Annotated in this window: 11 protein-coding genes; 4 read left to right on the forward strand and 7 right to left on the reverse strand. The window is 71.7% G+C overall.

The features are described from left to right. Positions 1–36 precede the first annotated feature (36 nt). The 7 genes from ACI7BZ_RS02515 to ACI7BZ_RS02545 form a co-directional block, all read right to left on the reverse strand. Positions 37–1812 carry a PHA/PHB synthase family protein gene (locus ACI7BZ_RS02515; protein ID WP_414119075.1) on the reverse strand — a complete coding sequence of 592 codons (1776 nt, stop codon included), beginning with the start codon at positions 1810–1812 and terminating at the stop codon, positions 37–39. A gap of 335 nt (positions 1813–2147) precedes the next feature. Next, positions 2148–3014, reverse strand: coding sequence for a CHAD domain-containing protein (locus ACI7BZ_RS02520; RefSeq protein ID WP_414115624.1), 867 nt, complete (start codon positions 3012–3014; stop codon positions 2148–2150). 23 nt (positions 3015–3037) lie between these two features. Then, positions 3038–4177, reverse strand: coding sequence for a thiolase family protein (locus tag ACI7BZ_RS02525; protein WP_414115625.1), 1140 nt, complete (start codon positions 4175–4177; stop codon positions 3038–3040). Then, positions 4174–5631, reverse strand: a complete 1458-nt coding sequence (locus ACI7BZ_RS02530) for an AMP-binding protein (protein ID WP_414115626.1) — start codon at positions 5629–5631, stop codon at positions 4174–4176. Before ACI7BZ_RS02530 ends, ACI7BZ_RS02525 begins: the two co-directional genes overlap by 4 nt. Next, a complete protein-coding gene (locus ACI7BZ_RS02535; protein WP_414115627.1) occupies positions 5628–6182 on the reverse strand; it encodes a biotin transporter BioY in 555 nt (184 codons plus the stop codon). Before ACI7BZ_RS02535 ends, ACI7BZ_RS02530 begins: the two co-directional genes overlap by 4 nt. Then, positions 6179–6808, reverse strand: coding sequence for an energy-coupling factor transporter transmembrane component T family protein (locus ACI7BZ_RS02540; RefSeq protein WP_414115628.1), 630 nt, complete (start codon positions 6806–6808; stop codon positions 6179–6181). The genes ACI7BZ_RS02535 and ACI7BZ_RS02540 overlap by 4 nt, the downstream gene beginning before the upstream one ends. Further along, positions 6805–7572 (reverse strand): energy-coupling factor ABC transporter ATP-binding protein, encoded by a 768-nt coding sequence (locus ACI7BZ_RS02545; RefSeq protein ID WP_414115629.1) that lies wholly within the window; start codon positions 7570–7572, stop codon positions 6805–6807. The genes ACI7BZ_RS02540 and ACI7BZ_RS02545 overlap by 4 nt, the downstream gene beginning before the upstream one ends. A gap of 317 nt (positions 7573–7889) precedes the next feature. Between ACI7BZ_RS02545 and ACI7BZ_RS02550 the strand changes: the two genes are divergently transcribed. The 4 genes from ACI7BZ_RS02550 to denD are packed head-to-tail and all read left to right on the forward strand — an operon-like array spanning position 7890 to position 12208. Continuing rightward, a complete protein-coding gene (locus ACI7BZ_RS02550; RefSeq protein WP_414115630.1) occupies positions 7890–9704 on the forward strand; it encodes an IlvD/Edd family dehydratase in 1815 nt (604 codons plus the stop codon). Between the two features lie 12 nt (positions 9705–9716). Continuing rightward, entirely contained in the window at positions 9717–10424 is a 708-nt protein-coding gene (locus ACI7BZ_RS02555; protein WP_414115631.1) for a GNAT family N-acetyltransferase, read from the forward strand. A gap of 40 nt (positions 10425–10464) precedes the next feature. Then, a complete protein-coding gene (locus tag ACI7BZ_RS02560) occupies positions 10465–11211 on the forward strand; it encodes an SDR family oxidoreductase (protein ID WP_414115632.1) in 747 nt (248 codons plus the stop codon). Positions 11212–11230: 19 nt separating this feature from the next. Then, positions 11231–12208 carry a D-erythronate dehydrogenase gene (denD, locus tag ACI7BZ_RS02565; RefSeq protein WP_414115633.1) on the forward strand — a complete coding sequence of 326 codons (978 nt, stop codon included), beginning with the start codon at positions 11231–11233 and terminating at the stop codon, positions 12206–12208. Positions 12209–12250: the final 42 nt, after the last annotated feature.

Raw genomic sequence — 12250 nt, forward strand, 5'->3', positions numbered from 1 at the left:
CGATCCGCCCAGGGGGAGCGGCGGGGCAGGCCGCCCCTACCGCTGCATCACATAGCTGCCCGGTGCCGGCTCCAGCACCGGATAGCCCGGCCCGCCGATCTTCGGCAGAGTGGTGCGGCCGGAGGAGCGGGCGGTGAGCCAGGCCTCCCAGGCCGGCCACCATGAGCCGTCGGCCGGCGGGTTCGCCTCCATCCATTCGTCGGGGCCGAGGTGCAGTTCCCCGAGCTTCGTCTCGTGCACCCGGTAATGCCGGTGCTTGTGGCCGGGCTCGCTGACGATGCCCGCATTATGCCCGCCCGAGGCGAGGACGAAGGTGACGTCGGTGTCGGTGAGCTGGTGGATCTTGTAGACCGAGCGCCAGGGCGCCACATGGTCGCGCTCCGTCCCCACCACGAACAGGGGCACCCGCAGGTTGAGCAGCGACACCGGCCGGCCGTCCACGTCATAGCGGCCGGCGGCCAGGTCGTTCTCAAGGAACAGGCGGCGCAGATATTCCGAATGCATCTTGTAGGGCATGCGGGTGGCGTCGGCGTTCCAGGCCATGAGGTCGTTCATGGGCGCGCGCTCGCCCATGAGATATTCCCGCACCATGCGCGACCATACCAGATCGTTGGAGCGCAGCATCTCGAAGGCCCCCGCCATCTGCCCGGCGGAAAGGCAGCCCTGGTCCCACATCATGCTTTCCAGCATGTAGAGCTCGCCGGGGTCGATGAAGAGCTGGAGCTCGCCCGCCTCGGAGAAATCGGTCTGCGCCGCGAACAGGGTGACGGAGGCGAGCCGCTCGTCCCCCGCCCGCGCCATGGCGGCGGCGGCGATGGAAAGCAGCGTGCCCCCCAGGCAATAGCCGGCCGCATGCACCTTGCGCCCCGGCACCACCGCATTCACCGCATCCAGCGCCGCCATGATGCCGAGCTTGCGGTATTCATCGAAGCCGAGGGCGCGGTCCTCGGCCGTCACGTTGCGCCAGGAGATGCAGAAGACCGTGTGGCCCTTCGACACCAGATAGCGCACCAGCGAATTCTGGGGCGACAGATCGAGGATGTAGTATTTCATGATCCAGGCCGGCACGATGAGTATCGGCTCGGCCGCCACATCCTGCGTGGTGGCGCGATACTGGATCAGCTCCATGAGGTGGTTGCGGAAGATCACCTCGCCCGGCGTCACCGCCACGTCGCGGCCGGGCTGGAAGGCCTCCGCGCCCGCCGGCGGCTGGCCGGTGGCCTTGCGGGCCATGTCGTCCAGCGCGTTGCGCCCGCCCTTCACGAAGTTCATGCCGGCGGTTTCCCGCGCCCGGCGGATCACCTCGGGATTGGTGAAGGGCGAATTGGAGGGCGATGCCATGTCCAGCAGCTGGCGCGCGGCGAAGGCCACCACCTTCTCATTGTGCGGCGAGATGCCGGGCACGCCATGGGTGGCGTTGTGCCACCATTGCTGTCCCAGAAGGAAACCCTGGTACCAGAAGCGATAGGGCCAGTCCTGCCAGGCCAGGGCGCTGAAGCGCTCGTCCCCCGGCAGCGGGGTGATGCAGGGCGGGAAGGTGCGGTCCAGCGACGAGGCGATCACATAGGCCCAGAAGCGCGACGCCTTCCGCCCCGCCTTCAGCACCAGTTCCGCCTGCTTGCCCGGGGCGGCGGCCAGATGCATCCACCAGTCGAGATAGGCAAGGGTGAGGGCGGCCGGCGACAGGCCCTGGGTGGTGCGCGCCACCAGCGCGGCGGCGGCCCGGTCCACGGCCCGGAGCGCCTCGGGGCCGGAGCCCTTGTCGAAATCCTCGTCGTCATGGCAGGCCAGGCGCGCAAACAGGTCCGCCATCAGGCGGCCGGCGTTCGGCAGCTGCGACATGCCCACCTGCGGCTGCCATGCCGACGCGGCGGGCGGGGTGGCGGGAGCGGAGCCGGGGGCGCCGGCGGGCGAAACGCGGGATTCGAGGGGCATCGGCCTGTCTCTTCAGCAATCTCGGGTCGGCAACGCACACGGTGCGCCGCCGGAACCGCCCATGGCACGGCGGCACGCGGCACCACAGGGTGGTGGCCCTTTCTCCGGGCGCTTTCAAGGCCGTAGTGGCCCGACCTTTCGAAACGGATAGGGACCACGGCACGGAAGGTGCCGCCGCGCCATGGCCCGCGTCAATCCGCGCGGCCGCCGGATCAGAGAATATCGCGGTACTTGCGCAGGAACGCCCCGGCGCGGCGACGGTACAGCGCGGCATGGGCGCTCGCCGCCCGCTTCTTCAGCCGCTTCTGCTCGCGGGCCATGGCCACCTCCAGGCGCTCCAGCGTGCCCGTGCCGAGGGGCGGAACGGCCGCGCGCAGCATGGGGCGCAGGATTTCCATGTCCTGGTAGGCGCCGAGGAGATCGCGCAGCTTCTGCGCCCGCACCGCCCGCTTGCGGGCCCGGCCGGCGAAGGCCTCGGCGAGAAGGCTCATCTGGTAGCGGTGGATGACCACCTGCTTGCGGCCCTCGTGCATGTCCGGCGGCGCATCCAGCACCGCTTGGCGCCCCTTCCGGTAGGCCCGGGCGATGCCCCGGCCCACGTCGGCGGCCTCCGCCTGCGCCGCCAGCCCCGTCTCCAGCGCCATGCGGGCACGGGCAAGAAAGGCGAGAAGCGCCTCCCGATGGCCCTGCGCGTCCGCATCCTCCGGCGCATCGCTGCCGATGGCGGCGACGGCATCGGCGAAGTCGCAGGCGAGGAGCAGGCCCTCCTCCTCCAGGATCTGGATCGCCTCCCGCGCCGCCGCCCTGTCGCGGGAGCCGGAGAGCTCGCGCGCCACCGCGGCGGTGTCCTGCCGCGCCGCCCGCGCCGCCGCGCCGGGCACGAGGCGCAGCAGGGCGCGATATTGCTTCATGGCCTTGCGGGCATCATGGACCATCTCGACCGCATCGGCATCGCCCGCCGCCTGCTCCACCGCATCGAGGGTGGCCCACAGGGCGCGCGCCAGCGCCTGCCCCGCCGCATCGCGGGCCGGCGGTAGGTCCCCGCCCGCGGGCGGGGCGGAGGAGGAGGCAGCATCCATCTGTTTGCCGGATAATGACATGATCACGGGCAACTCTGCCATGTTCCGGGCGCCCCGTCTCCCCCATGCGCGAGGGCGAGGGCGCTGGCGATGCCGCCGGCCCCGGCGATGGCGACGAGGGCGCGCCCGCCGCCGGCCTGCACCCGGAAGAAGGCGCGCACCGCCAGCACCGCTCCCGACGCGCCGATGGGATGGCCGCGGGCCAGGGCGCCGCCCTGCGCATTCACCCGCCGCGGGTCGAGGCCGAGCCGCCCGATGCCGGCGAGGGCCTGCGCGGCATAGGCCTCCATCAGCTCCACATGCTCGAAATCCTGCGCCGCCAGGGCGAGGCGGGTGCACAGGGCCTGGACCGCCGGCACCGGCGCCAGCGCCGGCATCAGCGGGTCGGCGCCGCGCGCCACGGCGCCCAGCAGCCGCACCGGCGCGTCTTGCGCCGGCCCCAGCAACACCAGCGCCGCCGCATCCGCCTCCACCGCCATGGTGGCGGCGGTGATGCCATGGATGCCGTCTCCCGCCAGCACCGGCAGCCGCGCCAGCAGCCCCGGGACGAGGGCGCGGGCGAAGGGATCGGCGGTAACGCCGGCCACCGGCACCAGCTCCGGCGGCCCGGCGGGACAGGCCAGGGCGCGGCGATGGCTCTCGGCCGCGAACGCCTCCTGCATGGCGCGGGTGAGGCCATCCGCGCCGGCAAGCCGGGCCGCCGCCTCCGCAAGGTCCGGCTCAAGCGCGGGCCAGGGGGTGAAGGCGGGCTGGCGATAGAAGTCCGGCGCCGCGTCCTTCACCCGCGGCCGGTGGGCGCGCAGCGGCGCGCGGCTGAAGCTCTCCACCCCGCCGGCGAGCACGTGGCGCGCCTCCCCTGCGGCGATGCGGGCAGCCCCGAGGCGGATGGCATCGAGCCCGGAGCAGCATTGGGTATCGAGGGTGAGGGCCGGCACCTCCTGCGGCAGGCCCGCCGCCAGCGCCGCCACCCGGGCCACATTGCCCCCGCCGGACAGGGCATTGCCCAATATCACCTCGTCCACCGCCTCCGGTGCGACGCCGGCCGCCGCCAGCACCGGCGCCACCAGCGCAGCCACGAGGGCGAAGGCCTCCACCTCGCGGAAGGCGCCGCCGCGCGGCACCACCGCCGTGCGCCGGGCGGCAAGCAGGCCCACCGCGCTCATGCCAGATCCTCGCCGCCCGACGGGCCCAGCCGCGCCAGCGCGGCGAAATCCGTCTTGCCCGAGGCGGTGAGCGGCCAGGCCGCCACCCGCGCATAGCGGCGCGGCACCTTGAAGGCGGGCAGCAGGGGCTTCAGGAAGGCCATCAGCTCCGCCCGCGTCACCGCCGCGCCGGCCTCAACGGCGAGGAGCGCATGCAGCCGCTCGCCGCGCAGGCCGTCGGCAAGCCCCAGCACCGCCGCCGCCCGCACCGCGGGATGGCGCTCCAGCAGGCGCTCCACCTCCTCGGGGTAGAGATTCTTGCCGCTGGTCACGATCATCCGCTTCGCCCGGCCGACGAGATGGAGGAAGCCGGCGGCGTCGAGAAAGCCCATGTCGCCCACGCTCAGGGCCGCGCCGTGGCGCACCAGGTCGGCGCTCTCGCCGGTGGCATAGCCGGAGAAGACGAAGGGGCTCTCCACGCACACCAGCCCAGTGCGCCCAGGCGGCAGGCGCCGGCCGGCGCGGTCGCGGATGGTGAGGGTGACGCCGGCAAAGGCCCGGCCCACGGAGGCCTCCGGCACATCCTCGTCGGCCCGCGCCACGGTGACGTAGGACAGTTCCGAAGCGCCGTAGAATTCGGCAAAGCGCGCGCCGGGCATGAGGCGATCGAGCCGCGCGCGCTGCCCCACCGGCCATTTGGCACCGGAGGAGAGAACGAGGCGCATCCCCTCAAGGGGCTCGCCCTCCAGCGCGTCCAGCAGCAGGGCAAGCTGGGTCGGCACCCCATAGAGCACGCTGGCGCCATGCCGGCGGGCCAGCTCCGCCACCGCACGGGGACGGAAGCGGCGGCACAGCACCACATGGGCGCCGGCATCGAGGCCGCGGGCCAGGGCATAAAGGAACAGCGAGTGGGTGAGCACGCCGGGCGCCAGCACCACGTCGCCGGGACCGATGCCGAATTCGCGCGCATCGGCATCGAAGCTGGCGGTCCACGACCCGTGGGTGCGGCGATAGCCCTTGGGCAGGCCGGTGGAGCCGGAGGTGAAGCCCACATAAAAGGGCCGGTCGGCGGCCGGCTCCGGCGGCGCCGCCGCCTCGGGCGCGCCCATGGCCGCCGCGAGACGGGACAGGGGCAGGTCCGGCGGCAGGCGGATGGCGGCCGCCGGATCGCCGCTCACCAGGAGGCCCGGCGCCAGCCGCTCCAGCACCGCGGCGCGCAGGGGCGCCGGCCAGGCCGGATCAAGCACCTGCCCTTCCCGCCCGCCGCGGGCGGCGGCGAGGAGCAGCACGCCCAGCACCGCGCCATTGGGCAGGTCCAGCGCGATACCCCCTGCGGGCGCAGCGGCAAGGCGGGCGGCGCAGCGGGCCACAAGGGCATCCAGCACCGCATAGGTGAGGCTCTCGCCCTCGCAGGTCAGCGCCGGGGCGCCGGGGCGCGCGGCCGCATGGCGGGCGAGGTTGCGGGTGATGCTCACGGCCGCGGGCGGACGGCGACGGACCAGTTGCGCAGAACGGTGGTGGCGAGCAGCGCCGCGCCCACCGCCTTGATGAGGTCGCCCGGCAGGAACACCGCCGAACCGATGATCGCCTTCTGCAGGCTGATGCCCGCCACCAGGGCCAGCACCGGCACGCCGAACAGGTAGACCACGCCGATGCCCCCCGCCAAAGCGGCGATGAAGGCCGCCCCGAAGGCCGGCAGCCGCAGGCGCGCCGCCAGCAGGCCGGTGACATAGGCGCCGGGAATGAAGCCGATGAAGAAGCCCGCCGAGGGCGAAGCCAGCACCGCCAGTCCGCCGCGTCCGCCGGAGAGCAGCGGCACGCCCAGCACCACCACCAGGGCGAACAGCGCTGTCGCCGCCGCCCCGCCCCGCGCGCCCAGAAGCAGGCCGGCCAGCATCACCCCGAGGCTCTGGGCGCTCACCGGGACGCCGGCGGCGATGGGCATGTAGAGGGGCGGCACGAAGCCCAGCGCCCCGATGAGCGCGGCAACCAGGGCGATGCGCACGAGGGTGCGGGTGTCGGTCATGGGGCCTCGGCCTTTTCGGATGGAGGATGGGGCGTGGAGAAGCCGCGGGCGTCGAGGGCTTCGGCCACCTGGTCGGCGGTGGCGAGGGCGCCGGTGAAGAAGGCACCCACCAGCGCCAGCCCGGGCCGGCGCGGGCTGCGGGCCCGCCAGGCCTCCTCGCGGCCGCGCCAGCTTTCCAGAAGCACCGGCACGAAGCGCAGCACCAGCGCCACCGCCAGCGAAAGGCGCTGCGGATCGACGCCGAAGCGCGCCAGCGGCCGCAGCGGCACCACCAAGGCGTCCATCATGTCCTGCAGGCGGGTGGTGAGGGTGACGAGATCGGCCAGCAGCACCATCACCGCGATGCGCAGCACGCTGACCGCCGCCACCTCCAGCGAGGCGGCCCACGCCTGCAGCGCAGCGATGAGCACCAGCAGCGGCACGAGGCTCCGCCACTGGCCGATGCGCCGCAGGCCCCGCCGGCCGAACCCGGCATAGGCCATCAGCACCACCGCGAGGGCCATGGCGAGGAGAACCGGGTCCTTTAGCGGCAGGATGAGCAGGGAGAGCACGGCGAGAGCCGCCAGCTTCACCGCGGCGGGGGTGCGGTGGAGCAGGCTGGTGCCGGAAAGGTAGCCGGCGATCATGCGGGCGCGGGCCCCGTGCCGCGGGGCGATCCCGCCGCCCCATGGTCCATCCCGCTGTCTTGGTGCGCGGCGGCACGGGCGCGCGCATCGGCCTCATAGAGCGGAAGGACGGTGGCGGGGGGACCGTCGGCGGCGATGGTGCCGGACTTCAGCCACAGCACCCGGTCGAAGCCGTCGAACAGGTGCAGATCGTGGCTTGCCATCACCACCTGGAGGTCCAGCGCCGCCAGCCGGGCCGCGAAGGCGAGGCGGGTGGCCAGATCGAGGCTGGAGAAGGGTTCGTCGAGCAGCAGGATGCGCGGCCCGGCGGCCAGCGCCGAAAGGATGCAGACGAGCTGCTTCTGCCCCTCGGAGAGATCGGACACCGCCCGCTCGCCCCAGCCGGCGCAGCCGTGGCGGGCCAGCAGGCGCTCGGCCGCCGCATTGGCCTGCGCCTTGGCCATGCCCTGGGAGAGCGGGCCGAACGCCACTTCCTCGCGCACCGTGGGAAAGATGATCTGGTGGTCCACGTTCTGGAACACGAAGCCCACATGGGCCGGCAGGCGGCGGCGATCGGCCCGGGTGTCGAGGCCGGCCACCGTGACCCGTCCCGCATCCGGCAGGATGAGGCCGTTGACGAGGCGCAGCAGCGTGGACTTGCCGGAGCCATTGTCGCCCACAAGCCCGATGCGGCGCTCCGAGAGGGTGAGGGAGAGGCCGGAAAACACCGTGCGCGTCCCCCGCGTCACCTCCACGCCTGCGAACTGCACACCGTCAGGCTGCACGCCATCACGCCGGGCGGGCCCGGCATCGGCGCGCGCACGCGCGGGTGTGGAACGGAAGAAGGTCATCATGCGCCTCGTTGCCCCTTCCGATTAGCCGGTTCGCGCCGGCAGGCAAAGGGCGCAGGCCCGGCGGCGGGCCGGCCCGCACGCCCCTGCCGCCTTGAGCGGGACTGTGGGAGGACGTGACCCCACGGTTCGGAAACCTTCCAATCCCGATTGATTTCCGCCGCGCCACGGCGCATAAATCCCGCCGATCAAAACGATTAAATTCCGGCGCAACGGTCCGCCGGAGGACGGATGAAGCCACGGAGGCGCGTATGTCCGGTCAAGGCGAGCAGCCCGAGAAGCACGGGCTCAAGCTCAGGTCCCAGCTCTGGTTCGACAACCCCGACAATCCCGGAATGACGGCGCTCTATCTTGAGCGCTACCTCAATTTCGGCCTGACGCGGGAAGAGCTGCAGTCCGGCAAGCCCATCATCGGCATCGCCCAGACCGGTTCCGACCTCTCGCCCTGCAACCGCCACCACCTCGACCTCGCCCACCGCGTGCGCGCCGGCATCGAGGCCATGGGCGGCGTGCCGTTCGAATTTCCGGTCCATCCCATCCAGGAGACCGGCAAGCGCCCCACCGCGGCGCTGGACCGCAACCTCGCCTATCTCGGCCTCGTGGAAATCCTCTACGGCTATCCGCTCGACGGCGTGGTTCTGACCACCGGCTGCGACAAGACCACCCCCGCCTGCATCATGGCGGCCGCCACCGTGAACATCCCCGCCATCGTGCTCTCCGGCGGGCCCATGCTGAACGGCTGGTGGAAGGGCGAGCGCACCGGCTCCGGCACGGTGGTGTGGAAGAACCGCGAGCGCTTCGCCGCCGGCGAGATCGGTTATGACGAGTTCATGGACGTGGTGGCCTCCTCGGCCCCCTCGGTGGGCCATTGCAACACCATGGGCACCGCCTCCACCATGAATGCGCTGGCGGAAGCCCTGGGCATGTCCCTGCCCGGCTGCGCCGCCATCCCTGCGCCCTATCGCGAGCGCGGCCAGATCGCCTACGACACCGGAAAGCGCATCGTGGACATGGTGTGGGAGGACCTGAAACCCTCCGACATCCTCACCCGCGAGGCGTTCGAGAACGCCATCCGCGTGAATTCCGCCATCGGCGGCTCCACCAACGCCCCTATCCACTTGAACGCCATCGCCCGCCACGTGGGCGTGCCCCTTTCCGTGGATGACTGGCAGGCCGTGGGCCACAAGATCCCGCTTCTGGTGAACCTCCAGCCCGCCGGCGAATATCTGGGCGAGGAATTCCACCGCGCCGGCGGCGTGCCGGCGGTGGTGGCCGAGCTGATCGAGCAGGGCAAGATCCACGAGGGCGCCCTCACCGTGAACGGCCGCAGCATGGGCGAGAACTGCAAGGGCAAGCTCTCCTGGGACCGCGAGGTCATCAAGGCCTATGACGCACCCATGAAGGAGGATGCCGGCTTCATCGTGCTGCACGGCAACCTGTTCGACAATGCGGTGATGAAGACCTCGGTGATCTCGCAGGAGTTCCGCGCGCGCTTCCTTTCCAACCCCGACGATCCCGAGGCGTTCGAGGGCCGCGCCGTGGTGTTCGAGGGGCCGGAGGACTACCACCACCGCATCGACGACCCCGCCCTCGGCATCGACGAATACACTTTGCTGTTCATCCGCGGCACCGGCCCCTTGGGTTATCCCGGCGGTGCCGAGGTGGTGAACATGCAGCCCCCGGCGGCGCTGATCAAAAAGGGCATCCATGCCCTGCCCTGCATCGGCGACGGGCGGCAGTCCGGCACCTCGGGGTCGCCCTCCATCCTCAACGCCTCGCCGGAAGCGGCGGCGGGCGGCGGGTTGGCCCTGCTGAAGACCGGCGACCGGGTGCGCATCGACCTCAACACATGCACCGCCGACATCCTCATCTCCCCGGAGGAACTCGCCCAGCGCCGCGCCGACCTTCAGGGCCATGGCGGCTTCCCCATGCCGCAGAGCCAGACGCCCTGGCAGGAGATCCAGCGCTCCATGGTGGCCCAGTTCGACGAAGGCATGGTGCTGAAGCCGGCCGTGAAGTACCAGCGCGTCGCCCAGACCATGGGCGTTCCCCGCGACAATCACTGAGACGAGCCCATCATGAACGAAATGGCAGCGCCGGCACCCCCGCTCGGCGCGCCGGTGGAGAGCGGCCCGGCCCGGCGGCCGGCGCCCGTCACGCTGGAAGGGCGCCACGTCCATCTCGTGCCGTTCGATGCCGCGCGCCATGCCGCCAGCCTTTATGCCCTCTCCCACGGGGAGGGGAAGGAAGCGCTCTGGGCCTATCTCTCCCCCGCCCCGTTCCCCGACGCGGCGGCCTTCGCCCGCTATTATGCGGAGGCGGCGGCCAAGGCCGACCCGCTGCTGTTCGCCATCACCGCGGCGGCGGACGGGCGGGCGGTGGGGCACGCCAGCTTCATGCGCATCGAGCCCGGCCACCGGGTGATCGAGGTGGGCAACATCCTCTACACGCCGGCCCTCCAGCGCACGCCGGGGGCCACGGAAGCCATGTATCTCATGGCGCGCCACGTGTTCGAGGATCTGGGCTACCGCCGCTACGAATGGAAATGCAACGCCCTGAACGCCCCCTCCCGCCGTGCGGCGGAGCGGCTCGGCTTCAGCTTCGAGGGCGTGTTCCGCCAGCACATGATCGTGAAGGAGCGCAACCGGGACACCGCCTGGTTCTCCCTGCTCGACCATGAATGGCCGGCGGCCAGGGCCGCGTTCGAGGCGTGGCTCGACCCCGAAAATCTGGACGCCGAAGGCCGCCAGCGCCGCCGGCTGGAGGACATCCGCGCCCAGGTGTGAGCGCGGAACCGCAGGGATTCCCAAACCAAGAGGAAACGCCATGGGTGGACGACTTCAAGGCAAGACCGCGCTGGTGACGGCGGCGGGACAGGGCATCGGCCGGGCCATCGCCGAGGCCTTCGTTCGCGAGGGCGCGCGCGTCATCGCCACCGATCTCGACGCCGGCAAGCTCGCCGGGATCGAGGGCGCGCAGGCGCGGGGGCTGAACGTGCTCGCCACCGATGCGGTCAACGCGCTGGCGGCGGAGGTGGGCCCGGTGGACGTGCTGGCCAATTGCGCCGGCTATGTGCACCAGGGCACCATCTTCGAGACCTCGGAGAAGGACTGGGACTTCTCCTTCGACCTCAATGTGAAGTCCATGCACCGCACCATCTCCGCCTTCCTGCCGGGGATGCTGGAGACGGGGCGCGGCTCCATCATCAACATCGCCTCGGCCGCCTCCTCCATCCGCGGCGTGCCGAACCGCTATGCCTATGGCACCACCAAGGCGGCGGTGATCGGCCTGACCAAGGCGGTGGCGGCGGACTTCATCCTCAAGGGCGTGCGCGCCAACGCCATCTGCCCCGGCACCATCCAGTCGCCCTCGCTTGACGAGCGCATCGCCGCCGTCTCGGCCCAGACCGGCAAGTCGCTGGAGCAGGTGCGCATGGATTTCGTCGGCCGCCAGCCCATGGGGCGCCTGGGCACGCCGGAGGAAATCGCGGCCCTCGCGCTCTATCTCGCCTCCGACGAAAGTGCCTTCACCACCGGCCAGATCCACGTCATCGATGGCGGCTGGGCGCTCTGAGCACCGGGAGACACACGACATGCATATCCTGGTCATCGGCGGCGCCGGAATGGTGGGCCGCAAGCTCATCGAGCGCCTCGCCCGCGACGGCCGCCTCGGCGGCCGGCCCATCACCCGGCTCACCGCCCACGATGTGGTGACGCCCCGGCCGCCGGAAGCGCCCTTTCCCATCGACACCCGCGTGTCCGACCTCTCCCTCCCCGGCGAGGCGGCGGCGCTGGTGACGGACAGGCCCGACGTGATCTTCCACCTGGCCGCCATCGTCTCCGGCGAGGCGGAAGCGGACTTCGAGAAGGGCTACCGCATCAATCTCGACGGCACGCGCCATCTGTTCGATGCGGTGCGCGAGGTGGAGGGCTATGCGCCGCGCCTGGTGTTCACCTCGTCCATCGCCGTGTTCGGCGCGCCGTTCCCGGACGCCATCCCGGACGACTATTTCCACACGCCGCTCACCTCCTACGGCACGCAGAAGGCCATGGGCGAACTGCTGCTGGCGGACTATACGCGGCGCGGCTTCTTCGACGGCATCGGCATTCGCCTGCCCACCATCTGCGTGCGCCCGGGAGCGCCCAACAAGGCGGCGTCCGGCTTCTTCTCCGGCATCATCCGCGAGCCCCTTGCGGGCCAGGAGGCGGTGCTGCCGGTGTCGGAAGATGTGATGCACTGGCACGCCTCGCCCCGCGCGGCGGTGGGCTTCCTCATCCATGCCGCCGGCCTCGATGGCGCGGTGGTGGGGATGCGGCGCAACCTCACCATGCCGGGCCTGGCGGTGACCGTGGGCGAGCAGATCGAGGCCCTGCGCAAGGTGGCGGGCGACAAGGCGGTGGCGCGGATCAAGCGCGTGCCCGACCCGGTGATCGAGAAGATCGTGTCCGGCTGGCCCCGCAGGTTCGATCCGCAATGGGCCACCGCCCTCGGCTTCGTCGCGGAAGGCTCCTTCGAGGAGATCATCCGCATCCATATCGAGGATGAGCTCGGCGGCCGGATCGCCGATTGATCAGCGGCGGGCCGCAGCCGGCCCCGCCCCGGGGAAAGCGCC

Origin of the sequence: Xanthobacter sp. AM11 (assembly GCF_047444035.1) — a bacterium.
Lineage (GTDB): Bacteria > Pseudomonadota > Alphaproteobacteria > Rhizobiales > Xanthobacteraceae > Xanthobacter.

Excerpts from the sequence above, each read along its gene's own strand:
- ACI7BZ_RS02515 (WP_414119075.1), bottom strand. The coding sequence starts at position 1,812 with ATGGCGGACCTGTTTGCGCGCCTGGCCTGCCATGACGACGAGGATTTC.
- ACI7BZ_RS02560 (WP_414115632.1), top strand. The coding sequence starts at position 10,465 with ATGGGTGGACGACTTCAAGGCAAGACCGCGCTGGTGACGGCGGCGGGA.
- ACI7BZ_RS02535 (WP_414115627.1), bottom strand. The coding sequence starts at position 6,182 with ATGACCGACACCCGCACCCTCGTGCGCATCGCCCTGGTTGCCGCGCTC.
- ACI7BZ_RS02520 (WP_414115624.1), bottom strand. The coding sequence starts at position 3,014 with ATGGATGCTGCCTCCTCCTCCGCCCCGCCCGCGGGCGGGGACCTACCG.
- ACI7BZ_RS02550 (WP_414115630.1), top strand. The coding sequence starts at position 7,890 with ATGTCCGGTCAAGGCGAGCAGCCCGAGAAGCACGGGCTCAAGCTCAGG.
- ACI7BZ_RS02525 (WP_414115625.1), bottom strand. The coding sequence starts at position 4,177 with ATGAGCGCGGTGGGCCTGCTTGCCGCCCGGCGCACGGCGGTGGTGCCG.
- ACI7BZ_RS02540 (WP_414115628.1), bottom strand. The coding sequence starts at position 6,808 with ATGATCGCCGGCTACCTTTCCGGCACCAGCCTGCTCCACCGCACCCCC.
- denD (WP_414115633.1), top strand. The coding sequence starts at position 11,231 with ATGCATATCCTGGTCATCGGCGGCGCCGGAATGGTGGGCCGCAAGCTC.
- ACI7BZ_RS02555 (WP_414115631.1), top strand. The coding sequence starts at position 9,717 with ATGAACGAAATGGCAGCGCCGGCACCCCCGCTCGGCGCGCCGGTGGAG.